The 15,444-nt window shown below is 63.8% G+C and carries 13 protein-coding genes; 5 read left to right on the top strand and 8 right to left on the bottom strand.

All coding sequences use genetic code 11. From position 1 onward, the window contains the following. The first annotated feature begins 205 nt into the window (after nucleotides 1-205). Nucleotides 206-1,675: a M48 family metalloprotease gene (locus NKH60_RS16490; protein ID WP_352831352.1), complete on the top strand. Its 1,470-nt coding sequence runs from the start codon at nucleotides 206-208 to the stop codon at nucleotides 1,673-1,675. Nucleotides 1,676-1,688: 13 nt separating this feature from the next. Here NKH60_RS16490 and NKH60_RS16485 read toward each other — a convergent pair whose 3' ends face one another. Then, on the bottom strand, nucleotides 1,689-2,546 hold the full coding sequence (locus NKH60_RS16485; protein ID WP_254816490.1) for an RNA polymerase factor sigma-32: 858 nt from the start codon (nucleotides 2,544-2,546) through the stop codon (nucleotides 1,689-1,691). A gap of 323 nt (nucleotides 2,547-2,869) precedes the next feature. Between NKH60_RS16485 and NKH60_RS16480 the strand changes: the two genes are divergently transcribed. The 3 genes from NKH60_RS16480 (at nucleotide 2,870) to NKH60_RS16470 (ending at nucleotide 5,213) form a co-directional block, all read left to right on the top strand. After that, nucleotides 2,870-3,643 carry an amino acid ABC transporter substrate-binding protein gene (locus NKH60_RS16480; protein ID WP_352454874.1) on the top strand — a complete coding sequence of 258 codons (774 nt, stop codon included), beginning with the start codon at nucleotides 2,870-2,872 and terminating at the stop codon, nucleotides 3,641-3,643. A gap of 122 nt (nucleotides 3,644-3,765) precedes the next feature. Then, nucleotides 3,766-4,446, top strand: a complete 681-nt coding sequence (locus NKH60_RS16475) for an ABC transporter permease subunit (RefSeq protein ID WP_352471183.1) — start codon at nucleotides 3,766-3,768, stop codon at nucleotides 4,444-4,446. Further along, nucleotides 4,443-5,213 (top strand): amino acid ABC transporter ATP-binding protein, encoded by a 771-nt coding sequence (locus NKH60_RS16470; RefSeq protein WP_352452513.1) that lies wholly within the window; start codon nucleotides 4,443-4,445, stop codon nucleotides 5,211-5,213. The genes NKH60_RS16475 and NKH60_RS16470 overlap by 4 nt, the downstream gene beginning before the upstream one ends. A gap of 77 nt (nucleotides 5,214-5,290) precedes the next feature. Here NKH60_RS16470 and NKH60_RS16465 read toward each other — a convergent pair whose 3' ends face one another. From NKH60_RS16465 to NKH60_RS16440, 6 genes are all read right to left on the bottom strand, one after another. Continuing rightward, the gene (locus NKH60_RS16465; RefSeq protein ID WP_006327799.1) at nucleotides 5,291-5,872 is read right to left on the bottom strand and encodes a CarD family transcriptional regulator; all 582 of its coding nucleotides are present in this window, start codon (nucleotides 5,870-5,872) and stop codon (nucleotides 5,291-5,293) included. 368 nt (nucleotides 5,873-6,240) lie between these two features. Beyond that, nucleotides 6,241-6,579, bottom strand: coding sequence for a ferredoxin FdxA (gene fdxA, locus NKH60_RS16460; RefSeq protein WP_352452512.1), 339 nt, complete (start codon nucleotides 6,577-6,579; stop codon nucleotides 6,241-6,243). Between the two features lie 148 nt (nucleotides 6,580-6,727). Continuing rightward, nucleotides 6,728-7,114 (bottom strand): RNA-binding S4 domain-containing protein, encoded by a 387-nt coding sequence (locus NKH60_RS16455; RefSeq protein ID WP_023680553.1) that lies wholly within the window; start codon nucleotides 7,112-7,114, stop codon nucleotides 6,728-6,730. A gap of 12 nt (nucleotides 7,115-7,126) precedes the next feature. Further along, nucleotides 7,127-10,534: a helicase-related protein gene (locus tag NKH60_RS16450; protein WP_352831355.1), complete on the bottom strand. Its 3,408-nt coding sequence runs from the start codon at nucleotides 10,532-10,534 to the stop codon at nucleotides 7,127-7,129. Nucleotides 10,535-11,265: 731 nt separating this feature from the next. Then, complete coding sequence (phbB, locus tag NKH60_RS16445; RefSeq protein ID WP_352767641.1) at nucleotides 11,266-11,991, bottom strand: acetoacetyl-CoA reductase; 726 nt, start codon at nucleotides 11,989-11,991, stop codon at nucleotides 11,266-11,268. Between the two features lie 104 nt (nucleotides 11,992-12,095). Continuing rightward, nucleotides 12,096-13,280, bottom strand: a complete 1,185-nt coding sequence (locus tag NKH60_RS16440) for an acetyl-CoA C-acetyltransferase (protein ID WP_352452508.1) — start codon at nucleotides 13,278-13,280, stop codon at nucleotides 12,096-12,098. A 278-nt stretch (nucleotides 13,281-13,558) separates the two neighbouring features. Between NKH60_RS16440 and phaR the strand changes: the two genes are divergently transcribed. Further along, entirely contained in the window at nucleotides 13,559-14,167 is a 609-nt protein-coding gene (gene phaR / locus NKH60_RS16435) for a polyhydroxyalkanoate synthesis repressor PhaR (protein ID WP_023678449.1), read from the top strand. Between the two features lie 73 nt (nucleotides 14,168-14,240). Here the strand turns inward: phaR and NKH60_RS16430 are convergent, their stop codons facing one another. Continuing rightward, entirely contained in the window at nucleotides 14,241-15,389 is a 1,149-nt protein-coding gene (locus NKH60_RS16430; RefSeq protein WP_352849960.1) for a citrate/2-methylcitrate synthase, read from the bottom strand. Nucleotides 15,390-15,444: the final 55 nt, after the last annotated feature.

Genomic DNA, 15,444 nt, shown 5'->3' with positions numbered 1-15,444 from the left:
GAGGTAGTGTGGCTAGGTCCGCCAGGAGCTGGTCCGGCCTAGAGCGTGATTTGCCGTTGCTGTCTCGTATCCGTCGGACGCACGAAGGACGCCATAGCACTTGACTTTGCGCGTGATGCTTTTCGGAAATCGCGCCCGATTTTCGCGGTCACGTGCCAGGACTTGAAAGGAAGCCGATCTGCCGACCGGCATCGACAATCGGAGGGTGAAACCGCTGGCGCGCTTTCTGGCGCTGGCCGGTCTTGCCGTGGCGCTGGCAAGCTGCCAGATGTTCACGCCTCCCGACGTGCAGGAATCGGGCTTCCAGCCCTCCGACAAGCCGATCACGGTCGACAATGTCGCCGCCAACAGCAAGCTCGCCCAACTGGCGAAGGCGCAGCACCCGCGCATCCTCGCCACCTATGGCGGCGAGTATTCCGACCCCAAGCTCGAGCGCATGGTGGCCAAGGTCGTCGGCAGACTGACCGTGGTGTCGGCCAACCCAACCCAGACCTACCGCATCACCATCCTCAACTCGCCCAACGTCAATGCCTTCGCGCTGCCGGGCGGCTATCTCTACATCACCCGCGGCCTGCTTGCGTTGGCCAACGATTCCGCCGAGCTTGCCGCCGTCATCGCGCATGAGATGGGCCACGTTACCGCCAACCACGGCCTGCAGCGCCAGCAGCTGGAAGCCGAAGAGGGGTTGGCGACCAAGGTCGTTTCGGACGTGCTCGGCGACAACCCGACGGCCAAGGCGGCGCTGATCCGCGGCAAGCTGAGGCTGGCCCAGTTCTCGCGCAATCAGGAGCTGGAGGCGGACGCCATCGGCATCAAGTCGATCGGCGAAGCCGGTTTCGATCCCTACGCCGCCGGCCGCTTCCTGCAGTCGATGTCGGCCTATACCGATTTCCGCTCGATCAGCGGCGCCACCGACGCCAGCCTCGACTTCCTGGCGACGCACCCCAACACGCCGCAGCGAATCGATCTCGCGCAGCGCCACGCCCGCCAGTTCGGCGCGCCCGGTGTCGGGTCGCGCGACCGCGATTCATTTCTTGCCGGCGTAGACGGGCTGCTTTACGGCGACACGCCGGAGGAAGGCTACGTGCGCGGCGAAACCTTCCTGCACCCTGGCCTCGGCGTGTCGTTCTCGGTGCCCAACGGTTTCGTCATCGACAATTCGGCGGCGGCGGTGACGGCGACCGGCCCGGGCGACATGGCGATCCGCTTCGACGGCGTTTCGATCGACAAGAACCGCTCGCTGACCGACTACATCCGCAGCGGTTGGGTTGCCGGCCTCGACGACAGCAGCGTGCGCCAGGAGACGATCAACGGCAACGAAGCGGCAACCGCGCATGCCGGCGCCGATGGCTGGCAATTCGACATTGCGGTGATCCGCGCCGGCGGCCAGGTCTACCGCTTGCTGACTGCTGCACCGTCGGCCAGCACCTCGCTGAGCACGGTGGCGCGCTCGGTCAGCGGCTCGTTCCGCATCCTGAGTGCTGCCGAGAAGGCGGCGTTGAAGCCGCTGCGTATCCGCATCGTCACGGTGCAGCCCGGCCAGACAATGGGCTCCCTGGCCGCGCAGATGGTCGGCGTCGACCGCAAGCTGGATTTGTTCAGGGTGCTCAACGCGCTGTCGCCGGGTGCCGCGGTTTCGGCCGGCGACAAGGTCAAGATCGTCACCGACAAATAGCAGGCGACGCGATTCAGGCTGCGAGAAATTCCGGATTCTGCTTTACCAGCGCCGCCTTGAGCTTTTCCATGGCGCGCGCCTCGATCTGCCGGACACGTTCCTTGGAGATGCCGAGCGTCTCGCCGAGCGCTTCGAGCGTCGCGCCCTCGTCGCTCAGCCGGCGTTCCTCGATAATCCTGAGCTCGCGCGCATTGAGAGCGCCGAGTGCCGTCTTCAGCCACACCGAGCGGCGTTCGACGTCGATCGTATCGCCGACGACCTCATCGGGCAGCGGGTCATCCGAAACCAGGAACTCCATCCGCTCGGTTGCGCCCGCATCGTCGGCTAGCGGTGTGTTGAGCGAGCTGTCCGGCGCCGAAAGGCGGGAATCCATCATCGCCACATCGGCCTCCGATACCCCGAGAGCCGCCGACACTTCGCGGTAGAGCGTGGCATTCGACGTCTGCTCGGCGCCGTTTGCCAGGCGGGCGCGCAGACGCCGCAGGTTGAAGAACAGCGCCTTTTGCGCCGAGCTGGTGCCGCCGCGCACGATCGACCAGTTGCGCAGGATATAGTCCTGCATCGAGGCGCGAATCCACCAAGTCGCGTAGGTCGAGAACCGCACCTCGCGCTCGGGCTCGAAACGGGCCGCGGCCTCCAGCAGCCCGACATGGCCTTCCTGGATCAGGTCGCCCAGCGGAAGGCCGTAGTGGCGAAACCGCGACGCCATGGAAATGACCAGCCGCATATGCGCGACGGTGATGCGGTGCAGCGCGTGCTGGTCATTGTTTTCCTTCCAGCGCAGCGCCAGGAGATGCTCTTCGTCACGTTCCAGATAAGGGGCTTTCATCGCCGCGCGAACCATGGTCCGTCCTGCACTGTCTTCCATCATGCCGCGCTCCTGCTCCAGGCGTTGCGGTGCGATCGAATCGTGAGTTGGCGCCGATGGTTGAAATGGCGGCGCCGCGCCCTACAACAGCGAAGAACGTGCCATGCGGGGGAATGTTCCCCCGGACTGTCATGTCGATTGCGCTGTTCCAGGCGATTCGCCGCCGGCCTTGACTCAGCCGGATGGCGCCGGGAGATGCTGGTTGAGAATTGGATTTCAAGGGCGGGAGATTTTTGAAATTCAGTTTCTTATTCTGGCATCGCGCATCTGTCATTTTCCGGCACTCGCAATGACGCCGGATACGGCCAAGGACGGATCACAGAAAAATGAAATGGCTCAAATCGCTCATCATCGCCGGAACGCTGCAGGTTCTGGCCATCGCCGCCGGTCACGCCGGCGCCAATCTCGACCAGATCAAGCAGTCCGGCGTCTTCAAGGTCGGCACAGAAGGAACCTATGCGCCCTTCACCTATCATGATGCTTCCGGCGCGCTGGTCGGCTTCGACGTCGAGATCGCGCGGGCCATCGCCGAGCGCCTCGGCGTCAAAGCCCAGTTCCTCGAAGGCAAATGGGACGGGCTGATCGCCGGTCTCGATGCCAACCGCTACGATGCCGTCATCAACGAGGTCGGCATCACCGAGGCGCGCAAGGCCAAATATGACTTTTCGGATCCCTACATCGCCTCCAAGGCGGTGCTGATCGTGCGCGGCGACAACACCGATATCAAGAGCTTCGCCGATCTCAAGGGCAAGAAGGCGGCGCAATCGCTGACTTCGAACTTCGGCAAGCTGGCTGAAACCAACGGCGCCGAACTCGTCGGCACCGACGGCTTCGACCAGTCGATCCAGTTGCTTCTTACGGGCCGCGCCGACGCCACCATCAACGACAGCCTGTCCTTCCTCGACTTCAAGAAGCACAAGCCCGACGCCAATGTGAAGATTGCCGCCCAGGAAGAAAACGCCGACTATTCCGGCGTCATCGTGCGCAAGGGCGATCCGGAACTGGTGGCCGCCATCAATAAGGCGCTGGCCGACATCAAGGCCGACGGCACCTACAAGAAAATCGCCGACACCTATTTCGGCCAGGACGTTTCGAAGTAAAACGGCTTTCTCGTGTGGGCCGAACGCCGGCCCGCGTCGTTCATATCGCGGCGAGCTGTCTTTTGACGGCCCGCCGCTTTCGCGTGATATGAGCGACGGCAATCTGGCAAGGAGGAGCCTTCGTGCCGCACTGGCTGCAATTGATGCTGGAATCCCTGCCTACGCTGCTATGGGCTGCACTGATCTTCACCGTGCCGCTGACGCTGCTGTCGTTTGCATTCGGTCTTGTCCTAGGCTTGGTTGTGGCGCTTGTCCGGCTGTTCGGTCCCAAACCGCTGGTCGCCGTGGTCCGCTTCTACGTCTGGATATTCCGCGGCACGCCGCTTCTCGTGCAACTGTTCCTTATCTTCTACGGCCTGCCATCGGTCGGCATCCTGCTCGACGCCTTTCCGGCAGCACTGATCGGCTTCACCTTGAACATCGGTGCTTATTCGTCGGAAATCATCCGCGCCGTCATCGGTTCGGTGCCGAAGGGTCAGTGGGAAGCGGCCTATTCGATCGGCATGACCTGGGCCCAGGCAATGCGGCGCACCATTCTTCCACAGGCGGGGCGCGTCGCCGTGCCGCCGCTGTCCAACACCTTCATCTCGCTGGTCAAGGACACTTCGCTCGCCGCCGCCATCACCGTGCCGGAGATGTTCCAGGCAGCGCAGCGCATCGTCGCCACCACCTATGAGCCGCTGATCCTCTATGTCGAGGCAGCGGCCCTCTATCTGATCATGAGCTCCGTGCTGTCGGCCTTGCAGGCGCGGCTGGAAACGCGGCTCAACCGTTATGGCGGCTTCCTGGAGGCGCGCGCATGATCGGCCTCACCAACATCGAAAAGCGTTTCGGCGACAATTTGGTGCTGAAGGGCGTCACCGTCACGATCGAGGAAGGCAGCGTTACGGCGCTTGTCGGGCCGTCGGGCGGAGGGAAGAGCACGCTTTTGCGCTGCATCAACCTGCTCGAGCTGCCGACTTCAGGCACGGTACGGATCGGCGACGATGCACTCGAATTCCATCCCGGCGGCAGGGTCTCGACCAGGGATATCCAGCGGCTGCGGCTGCAGACCGGCATGGTGTTCCAGAATTTCCAGCTGTTTCCGCATCGTACTGCGATCGAGAACATCATGGAGGGGCTGGTGACGGTGCTGAAATGGCCCAAGGAGAGGGCGCGCGAACGGGCGCTGGCCCTGCTCGAAAAAGTCGGCATGGCGCACAAGGCCGATGCCTGGCCGGCGACCCTGTCGGGCGGCCAGCAGCAGCGCGTGGCGATTGCCCGGGCGCTGGCGCCTTCGCCGAAGGTCCTGCTCTGCGATGAGCCGACCTCGGCACTCGATCCGGAACTGGCGCAGGAGGTGGTTGACGTGCTCGGCAAGCTCGCCAGCGAGGGCACGACCATGGTGATGGCGACGCATGACCTGCGGCTCGCCTCCAAGATCGCGCGGGAAGTGGTGTTCCTCGATGCCGGCAACATCGTCGAACAAGGCCCGGCCGCGGTGCTGTTCAGCAACCCGGAACGCCAGCGGACCAAGCGGTTCATCGCCACGCTGAAGCACGAGGCGGAAAGGGAGGGCGGCGAAGGTTAGATATGCGCGTCGCCGGTCAGCTAAGACAAAAAACCCGGCGCGAGGCCGGGTTTTCCATGTTTCCTGGGCGAAAAGGCTCAGGCAGCTTCTTCCTGCTCGGCTTCCTCGTTGTCGGCCTTGGCGCCGCGCTTCGGGCCCTTGTTGAGGTTCACCTCGATGAGGCGGACCGCTTCGGTCTCCGACATGCGGTTGACGGCCGCGATCTCGCGGGCCATGCGGTCGAGGGCCGCCTCGTAGAGCTGGCGCTCGGAATAGGACTGCTCCGGCTGGTTATCGGCGCGGTAAAGGTCGCGCACCACTTCCGAGATCGAGATCAGATCGCCGGAGTTGATCTTGGCATCATATTCCTGGGCACGGCGTGACCACATGGTGCGCTTGACGCGGGCGCGGCCCTGCACGACCTTCAGCGCGCGCTCGACATAATCCTCTTCCGACAGCTTGCGCATGCCGATCGAGGTCGCCTTGGCGACCGGCACCTTGAGGCGCATCTTGTCCTTCTGGAAGTCGATGACGAACAGCTCCAGCTTGTGGCCCGCGACTTCCTGCTCGTCGATCGAGACGATCTGGCCGACACCATGCGCCGGATAAACGATGTACTCGCCGGTCTTGAAACCGTGGCGCGCTGCGGTGGACTTCTTCTGCGGGGTGATCGTTGCCATTACGCCCTGAACTCCTTGTTGTGGTACCGGCATCGTGCCGGCCCGAACTCGTGCGACCGGGGTGACCGGTCCTCAGCCACACAACGATGAACTCACCGGAAAGGCCAGGACCGGCAAATCGCAACATTGCGACCGCCTGCCCCAGATCGCTCTGGTCCGGATTGAGAAATTCACCTTTCAGTGATTTGGGGCGTTTGCGCCATAAATCGACGTTGTGTCACCGGCATGTTTGGTTGATATAACACAAAAAGTCGGAAGAATCAAGGTTTTGCTGCACGCGCGAAGGCCACGCGCCGTCGCCGCCTGTCAAGGCGGTTAATGTATCACGGCTGTTACGCGGCGTCAGGCCGCCGCAGCCGGCAGGCTCGTCAGTCGCCTTCGCCGGGCTCGGGGGAGAAATATTTCTCGAACTTGCCAGTTTCGCCATCGAAATTCTTAGCGTCGGCCGGCGGCTCCTTCTTGGCGGTGATGTTGGGCCATTTGTCGGCATATTCGGTGTTGATCTGCAGCCATTTGTCGAGGCCCGACTCGGTGTCGGGCTTGATCGCGTCGGCCGGGCATTCCGGTTCGCAGACACCGCAATCGATGCACTCGTCCGGGTGGATGACGAGCATGTTCTCACCTTCGTAGAAGCAGTCGACCGGACAGACCTCGATGCAGTCCATGTATTTGCATTTTATGCAATTGTCGGTCACGACGTAGGTCATTGGTCGGCTCCGGGACGTCCCATTTTGTTGGGCTTTTTTGGTGAGGTAACGCCTTTGTCCGCCGGTGGCAAGGGCGGCCCCTGCCAGCGGTGCCGCGGTTTCCGGAATGGAATTCCGGAAGGCCGGCAAAGCGGGCGTTCGACCTTGCTCAATCGTCGCCGAGCAGGTGGTCGGTCTGGCGGCGTTCCTTCTTCGTCGGGCGACCGCTGCCGGCCTCGCGCAACGGCGGCACCGCATCCGGAAGCGCCTCGCCCTTGGGCGCGGGGGGCGGCGACATGTCCTCGTAGAGCAGGCGGGCCTCTTCGGCCGGGCCACGCCGTACGCCGGTGCCAAGGACTTTCCAGACGAAGATCCGCCGCTCCAGCGTGATGGTCAAAACGTCGCCCGGCCGGACCGTATCGGAGGCCTGCGCTGCTTTGTCGCGATTGATGCGGACGCGTCCGGCGACGACCAGCTTGGCTGCCAGCGTGCGCGATTTTACCGCGCGCGAGAAGAACAGCCACTTGTCGATGCGCTGGCGGGCATCAGTGACCATTGGACGAGCAGCTTACTTCTTCAGCTGGTCGCGCAACGCGGCGAGCTTGGCGAAGGGCGAGTCCGGATCGAAGCGGACCGGGCGTTCCTCACGCGGCTTTGGCTGGAACGCCGGCTTTGCGCCTTGGGCGCCGCCTTTGCCGTCCTGCCGGCCAGCCTTCCAGTCGGGCCGGTTTTCGCGCCGGTCCGGGCGTTCACCTTGCGGCTTGCCGGCGCGCTGATCTGCCGCGTCGCCTTGCGGCCTGGGCTTGAACTTGCTGCGATCGAAGCGTGGCTTGCCGGCGCCGTCGCGCTGGTCGTGGCGCCCCTGACGGGCGGGCCGGTCGCCCGGCGTCGCTTGCCCGCCGGCATCTGTCGGCGCATCGCTGCGGCTGTCCGGCGCAGCTTGACCACTGCGCGCGCGATTGTCCCGATGATTGTCCCGGGGGCGGTTGTCATGCTGGCGATGACGCGGGCGCTGGTCGAAACGACCCTGCCGCCACAACAGGATGGGTTTTGGCTCCTCGGCTTCTGGAGCAGCTTCGCCGGCGATGGCTCCTGCCGTCGCTGCAGGTTCGGCCGGCGATGCTTCCGTAGTGTCGGAAACCGGCGGCTCTGCCGGTGCCGCAGCCTCAGTTTCCGCCCCAAGTTCCGCCCTTGGCTCGGCCGCTGGTTCCGCAGGCGCTTCAGCAGTCGCCTCCGCGGCGGGCCGGGTCTCTTGCGTGACTTCTGCCGCAGCTTCAGGGGCTGGAGCTTCCGCGACAGGCTCTGCCGTCGCTTCGGTCACAGCTTCGGCCGCCGCCTCCGCAACAGGAGCCGCATCCGACACAGGTTCCGAAGCCTCCGCCGGCGGCTCTGCCGCGGCAGATGCTTCCGCCATCCTCGCCTGCTCGACGCGCGCAGTCTCTTCCGCCGCCTGCTTTGCAGCGGCAGCTTCACGCGCGGCATTGTCCTGTGCTTCGATCCGCGCCTTGACCTCGGCCGCCGGTTTGGCATCGGCGCGATAGCCGAGTCCCTTCAGGATTTCTTCCATGTCGTCGGCGGTGGCGCCGAGAATCGACATCATCGGCGGCGTCACCATGAAGGACTGGCCGTCATAGGCGCCGTCGGGGCGAGGGCCGAGGCCCGGCTTCCAGTTGGTCGCCGGCCGGATCAGGTCGGCCAGCCGTTCGAGAATATCGACGCGTACAGCACGCCGGCCAAGATTGCGGTAGCCGGCAAGCTTGTAGAAGGTCTTGTCGAAGGTCGGATCGATGACCACCGAGGTGCGGCCGGAGGCCAGTGCGTGAACGACATCGCCGAAGCCGGGCTTGTCCTTGCCGTCGTTTCTCAGCGCCCACAGCAGCGTTATCAGCCCGGCCGGCGCCGGTTTGATCAGCGCCGGCACGAAGACATGGTAGGCGCCGAAGCGCACTCCGAGACGGCGAAGCGCCGCGCGGCCTTCCTGGTCGAGCGACTTCATCTCGTCGGCGATGTCGCGACGGTTGATGAGGCCGAAATGCTCGACAAGCTGGAAAGCGATGCCGCGGCCGATGCCGGTGATCTGCTCGGCATTCTTGAGATCGACCAGCGGCTTCAGCAGGGATTCGATCTGGAAGTTGACGAAGCGCTCGGCGCGCGCCGCAACCTTGTCGCGGGCCGGGCCGGTGAGTTGCTCGTCGGCCAGCAGAACCAGACGCGGCTTCAAAGCGTCTTCGCCGGCGACCAGCGTGCCGATCGGCGCGCCGATCCAGCGCAGCGTGCCATCCGAACCCAGCGCGATGTCGCCATTGGCCGAGGCGCCGAAGCGCTCGGCCCGCGCCTCGAACTCGGCGGCAAGCGCCTTCTGCGCCGCCGCCCGCACCGCCTTGGCGTCTTCGCCGCCGGCGCTCTGGTCGGCGGTGAAGCGGAAACCTTGCAACTCGCCGACGTGATGGCCTTCGACGAGGACGGTTCCGGTTGGGCTGATTTCGGCTTCAGGCATCGTGTTTTCTCTAAGGCGCCGCATGAGGACGGAAGTCCTGCGGTCTACAAAACGTTTCGTCAACCGCTCATGCAGCGCATCCGACAATCTGTCTTCGATTTCGCGCGTCTTTTCCTGCCAGTGTGCCCGATCGGCCAGCCAGCCGGGCCGGTTGGAAACGAAGGTCCATGTGCGGATCTGGGCAATCCTGTGCGACAGCGTGTCGATGTCGCCTTCGGTTGTGTCGGCACGGCGCACCTGCTCGGCCATGTAGTTCTCGTCGACATGGCCATGCCTGGCAAGGTCCATGTAAATGGAGGCAATCAAGTCGGCGTGCTGGGCCGGCGCGATCTTCCTGTAGTCGGGCAGCGCGCAGGCTTCCCACAGCAGCGCCACGCGCCTGGCATCGGTGGTGAGTGCCCGGACGTCCTCGTCGCGCGACAGATGCTCGAGCGCCTGCGCGTCCACGGCCGGCAGCGCGCGCGTCAGGCCTTCGACCGGAGCGTTGGTCTCAATCGAGCGCTTCAGCGCATCAAGGTTGGCGAAATCGAAATGCGCGGTGCGCCACTGCAGTACTTTCACCGGGTCGAAATCATGCGCCTCGATTTTGTTGACCAGTTCATCATCCAGCGGATCGACCTGGCCGGTGACGCCGAAGGTGCCGTCGCGCAGATGCCGGCCGGCGCGGCCGGCAATCTGGCCGAGCTCGGCCGCCGTCAGGTTGCGGTACTGGTAGCCGTCGAATTTGCGGTTCTGGGCGAAGGCGACGTGGTCGAGGTCGAGGTTGAGGCCCATGCCGATGGCGTCGGTGGCGACGAGGTAGTCGACGTCGCCCGACTGGAACAGCGCCACCTGGGCGTTGCGGGTGCGCGGGCTGAGTGCGCCGAGCACGACGGCGGCACCGCCCTGCTGGCGGCGGATCAGCTCGGCGATGGCATAGACCTCGTCGGCCGAGAAGGCGACGATCGCCGTGCGCCGCGGCAGGCGGGTCAGCTTCTTCGAACCGACATAGGCAAGATGCGAGAGGCGTGGTCGCGTCACCACCGACACGCCCCGCAGCAGGCGCTGCAGAATGCCGTGCATGGTGGCCGCGCCCAGCAGCAGAGTCTCCTGGCGGCCGCGCAGATGCAGGATGCGATCGGTGAAGATGTGGCCGCGTTCGAGATCGCCGGCGAGCTGGACCTCGTCGATGGCAACGAAGGCGGCGTCGGTCTCGCGCGGCATCGCTTCCACGGTGCAGACCGAGTATTTCGCGCCCGCCGGCTGGATCTTTTCCTCGCCGGTGATGAGCGCCACCTTATGGGCGCCGACCTTCTCGCAGACGCGCGTATAGACCTCGCGGGCAAGCAGCCTGAGCGGCAGGCCGATGACGCCGCTTTCATGCGCCACCATGCGTTCGATGGCGAGGTGGGTCTTGCCGGTGTTGGTCGGGCCGAGCACGGCCGTCACGTCTCGACCCGACAGGATCAGCGGTTCAGTGTGTTTCGGATGGATGTTCATCGGCCTGGAAATAAGGCTCTCTGCCTCGCATTGTCGGGAGCGCGCCCATATTGGCCGCGTATGACAGGCGACACATAGGGATTTCGGGCGCGAAGCGAAAGCGGAATATGCCGAGGGCAGGCCGATTGGTTGGTTCGAAGCCAGAAAATCTGTTCCCGATTAACAGTTGGAACGAGTCTGGAACGAATCAGCGACGAATCACTGACTCGCGCTGATTCAGGGTTTGTTCACGGCTACATCTGGGTTTTCTGTCGGCGTACCTCACCACATGCTGAATCACGGAAACTGGCCCGATTTATGCAGGCGGCATCCAAGCGAGCACTGCGGTTAACCTTTGCCGGCGAATGGTCGTGGCCGGCCAATCTGCTTCGCACAACGTTATGAAATTATTGATGTTTCCTAACGCGCTTTAATCATTTCGAGGGTGTTTTCAGCTCTCGCCGTTAACGTTCCGCTCAAAGCCGGAACGAATCGGCGACGAATCAGAGATAGCCGAAGTTTCTTGGTTTGTTCACCGCAACATGTTGTGTTGTGGACAGCTTTTCCACCGAGAATCCACAGGCTGCCGGGCGGCTTTTGCACAAGCTGCGAGTTTGCCGTTAACCTTTGCGTGCCGGATTGGGGCAGCGTGCTGCATCGAGATCTTGCAACGGGAAGACCGCTATAGAAACGGGCCGTTTTGCAGGCCCGTTCGTCCAAGCGCGGATCTGTCTCAACGTAAAGACAAACGATCAGGCGACGTACTGGCCGCCATTGGCTGATATGGTCGAGCCGGTGATGAAACCGGCATCGTCGGAAGCGAGGAAGACGACGCAGCGCGCGATCTCCTCCGGCTCGCCGAGACGACCGACCGGGATGTGCGGGATGACGCGCTCGTTGAGGACCTTCTCGTCCATTGCCTTGACCATCTCGGTGGCGATGTAGCCGGGGCAAATGACGTTGACGGTGATGCCGGCGCGCGCGCCTTCCTGGGCCAGTGCCTTGGTGAAGCCGATATCGCCGGCCTTCGAGGCCGAATAATTGACCTGGCCGACCTGGCCTTTCTGGCCGTTGATCGAGGAGATGGTGATGATGCGACCGAACTTGCGGTCGCGCATGCCGCCCCACAATGGATGCGTCATGTTGAAGACGCCGGAAAGGTTGGTGTCGAGGACCTCTTTCCATTGCTCGCGGGTCATCTTGTGGAACATCGCGTCGCGAGTGATGCCGGCATTGTTGACCAGCACCGAGACGGGACCGAGATCGGCTTCGATCTGTTTGATGCCGGCGGCGCAGGCCTCGTAGTCGGCGACCGACCATTTATAGACCGGGATGCCGGTCGCGGCCTTGAACTTTGCCGCCGCTTCTTCATTGCCGGCGTAGTTTGCGGCGACCGAATAGCCGGCGCTTTTCAAGGCGACCGATATCGCCGCGCCGATGCCGCGCGACCCGCCTGTGACGATTGCAACCTTTGTCATATGTCCTCCCGGGAAATGCAGATGACTGAGCGTTGAAGCGGTGGGGTTTGCCCCCTATTCCCTACTCGCTTTGCGCCAGCATCCTATTCGTATCGCTTATCTCATCACAATGCTTCCACGCACATGGCAACACCCATGCCGCCGCCGATGCACAGCGTGGCAAGGCCTTTCTTGGCACTTCTGCGGCGCATCTCGTAGACCAGCGTGTTGAAGATGCGGGCGCCCGAGGCGCCGACCGGATGGCCGATGGCGATGGCGCCGCCATTGACGTTGACGATGGCCGGATCCCAGCCCATGTCCTTGTTGACGGCGCAGGCCTGCGCGGCAAAGGCCTCGTTGGCTTCGACCAGATCGAGGTCGCCAACCGACCAGCCGGCCTTGGCCAGCGCCTTGCGCGAGGAGGGGATCGGTCCCGTCCCCATGATCTGCGGGTCGACACCGGCGGTCGCCCAGGAAACGATACGCACCAGCGGTGTGATGCCGCGCCTTGCGGCTTCTGCTTCGGTCATCAGCACCACGGCGGCGGCGCCGTCGTTGATGCCGGAAGCATTGGCAGCCGTCACCGTGCCTTCCTTGTCGAAGGCGGGCTTGAGCTTGGTCATGGCATCGATTGTCGCGCCGTGGCGGATGTATTCATCCTGGTCGACTACGGTGTCGCCCTTCCTGCCCTTGACTGTAAAGGCAACGATCTCGTCCTTGAATTTCCCGGCTTTCTGCGCGGCCTCGGCCTTGTTCTGGGAAGCCAGTGCGAACTGGTCCTGGTCGTCGCGGGTGATCTGAAACTGGCGGGCGACGTTCTCAGCGGTGTTGCCCATATGATAGCCGTAGAAGGCATCGGTCAGGCCGTCCTTGATCATGGTGTCGATCAGCTTGAAGTCGCCCATCTTGACGCCACCGCGCAGATGTTGCGCATGCGGAGCCATCGACATCGATTCCTGGCCGCCGGCAACGATGATTTTTGCATCGCCCTGGGCGATCTGCTGCATGCCGAGCGCGATAGCGCGCAAGCCCGAGCCGCAGAGCTGGTTCAGGCCCCAGGAGGTCGCCTCCTGCGGTACGCCGGCAGCCATTGCCGCCTGCCGCGCCGGGTTCTGCCCTTGAGCCGCGGTCAGAATCTGGCCGAGAATGACCTCGTCCACCTCCTTGCCGTCGACGCCGGCACGGACCAGCGCTTCCCTGACGGCGACGGCACCCAATTCATGGGCTGGGGTGTTGGCGAAGGCGCCGTTGAAGGAGCCGACGGGCGTGCGCGCTGCACTGGCGACAACGATGGCGTTGGAAGCGGACATGTTCTTCTCCAGGCTTTCGGGGAATGATTTCGGGTGCCGTCGGGGACTTTTCTTGCCCTTTCCACAACCCGAGTCAAACCCGAAATGGGCATGGCGTCCCACTCCCGCAAGTATGCCGCCCGTCGCTGCAACGGCGGCCCGTCCGTGCTGCGCAGCATAAAATGTTCCCGCACTGCACAAACTGCTTGGATTCATGACGCTTTTGCGCATATCCTTTAAAAAGGCGCAATCGTTACCGGCGGCTTACTTAAGCTGCCCGGTGTCCGGGGAGGATGCAGATGGCCGCAAAAGACGAACCTATTGTTATCAAGAAATATGCCAATCGCCGTCTCTACAATACGGGCACCAGCACCTATGTGACGCTCGAGGATCTCGCTGAAATGGTCAAAAGAGGCGAGGACTTTACTGTCCAGGACGCCAAGACCGGTGACGACATCACGCATCCGGTACTGACCCAGATCATCTTCGAGCTGGAGAACAAGGACGGGCAGAACATGCTGCCGATCCCGTTCCTGCGTCAGCTCATCGCCTATTACGGCGACCAGATGCAGATGATCGTGCCGAGCTTTCTCGAACAGTCGATGCTGGCCTTCTCGAAGGAGCAGGAGCGCTTTCGCGAGCAGATGAAAGATGCGCTCGGCAAGTCGCCGATGGACATGATGAAGATCGCTACGCCGATCAAGGTGCTGGAGGAGCAGACGCGGCGCAACATGGAAATGTTCCAGAACGCCATGCGGCTGTTCACGCCGTTCCCGCCCGCGGGCTCGGCGCCGGCAGCAGCGCCGGCCGAACCGGCCAGGAAGGAAACGCCGGAAAAACCCGACGACCTTCAGGAGCTGAAGGAGCAGATCGCCGCGATGCAGCGCAAGCTCGACACGATGTCCTGACTGCCGGCTGGCGAAGTGCAGCGTCGGACCTTCCTTCAGGTGCTGCTGAGACTTCGCAAGCAGCGCGGCTAGACTAGAGCTGCTCCGGCAGCGGTCCCTGGTAGCGGGCGCGTGGCCGGATCAGGCCGTTGCTCGTCACCTGCTCCACGGCATGCGCGGCCCAGCCGACGCTGCGGCCGAGCGCGAACAGGCGGAACGGCGTATCGGACGGCAAACGGAGACCGCGCGTCAGCGCGGCCAAAGCGAAATCGACGTTCGGGCGCATGCCCGTTGCCGCAAAGGCCGCATCGCAAAGCCGTAACAGCCCATCATCGACATCTATCGCGGCCAGCAACGGTTCCGCACGCGGATCGCCGTCGGGATAAAGCGGATGGCCAAATCCGGGCAGCGGCCTGTCGTGACCGAGCCAGCGTCCGACAGCCGCGTCCGGCCCCAATCTCTGCGCATCTTCCGCCAGCATCATGACCGCCTCCGCGGCGCCGCCATGACGCGGCCCGGAGAGCGTGGCGAGGCCGGCAAGCAGGCAGGCCGAAACAGGTGCGCCGGTGGACGCGGCGACCCGTGCGGCGAAGGTCGATGCGTTCAATTCGTGATCGGCCAACAGTACCAGTGAGCGGCGGATCAAGTCTGCGCCGGCCGCATCGAGCGACCATCCCCGCGCCAGCCTTTCGTGCACGGCACCAGTTCCGGGAATCGCGCCGAGCGCCTGGGCCAAAGCGGCGATGGCGCCGGCCGCATCGTGGTTGAGCGAAGCCGATCTTCGGCCGAGCGAAGGCCGGCCGTTGGCCGCCAACGCGGCCAATTCCGCGAAGGCAGCCGGCCGGCCAGTTGCGCCGTTGCCATGGCGGCTCGCCGAGACGAACGACACCGGTGCGTCAGATGCCCAAAGCAGGTTTGCCGTCTGCTCCAGCGTGGCAGCCTCGCAGAGAGCAACCGCATCCTGGCCGCGATAGACAAGGCGGCCATGCAAAACGGTCGAGATCGTGGTGGCGATCGCCGGCTCACCCCAGGCAATTGCACTTTCGGCGATTGCCTGCGGATTTCGGCCACGAGCCCGGCGACTCGCCAGCGCCGCGATGTCGTCGGCGCGATACTGGCTGCGGCGTGGATCCGCCCGGTCCGGCCGCACGCCGATGCGCCCGCGGCTGACATAGGCATAGAGGGTCTGGGCTCGCACCTTGAGACGCTTCAGGGCTTCGTCCCGCGTCAGCCACTCCGTCATGTCAGCCTTGTCATGTTGATTCCATTGATCAAGATTGATGGTCCAGTCACCAACC

Origin of the sequence: Mesorhizobium sp. M1006 (genome assembly GCF_040318825.1) — a bacterium.
GTDB lineage: Bacteria > Pseudomonadota > Alphaproteobacteria > Rhizobiales > Rhizobiaceae > Mesorhizobium.
The sequence above is the reverse complement of the archived record's forward strand: the minus strand, read 5'-3'. Positions and strand labels throughout refer to the sequence as shown.